Consider the following 463-nt stretch of genomic DNA (forward strand, 5'->3'; position numbering starts at 1 on the left):
CTGATTGGGAGCGCTTAGGCAAGGGTGAACAAGCAAGTAGCCTGGTATTGCGTAAGCCACAACTTGCAGCAGCCGAGGCAAGTGTATTGTCTGCCCAAGCGACGCTTGAAAAAGCCAAACTTGATTTAGAGCGTACAAAAATCACTGCTCCATACGCGGGGCGAGTTTTAAGCCGCAGCGTAGATTTAGGCCAAGTGGTGAGTAATAACATGGAACTTGCCAGCATTTATGCGATTGACCGTGTTGAAATTCGCTTACCAATCAAAAATAAAGATCTGCCGTTCATTAACTTACCAGAACAATTTCGTGATGGTGCTAAAAATAGCGCAGGTTCACTCGTTAAATTTAGCTCAGATCTTGTTGGTAAACAGCAATGGCAAGGTCAAGTTATTCGCACCGAAGGGGCCATTGATGAAAGCGCGCAGCAGCTTTACGTGGTTGCACAAATTAATGACCCTTACAA

Annotated in this window: 1 protein-coding gene; it reads left to right on the forward strand. The window is 45.4% G+C overall.

Features of this window, described 5'->3' with window-relative positions; genetic code table 11:
• Positions 1–463, forward strand: a 463-nt coding sequence (locus E0L37_RS21360; protein WP_133493637.1) for an efflux RND transporter periplasmic adaptor subunit, incomplete at both ends; no start/stop codon positions are given.

Source organism: Alcanivorax sp. 24 (assembly GCF_004360225.1).
Taxonomy (GTDB): Bacteria; Pseudomonadota; Gammaproteobacteria; order Pseudomonadales; family Alcanivoracaceae; genus Alloalcanivorax; species Alloalcanivorax xiamenensis.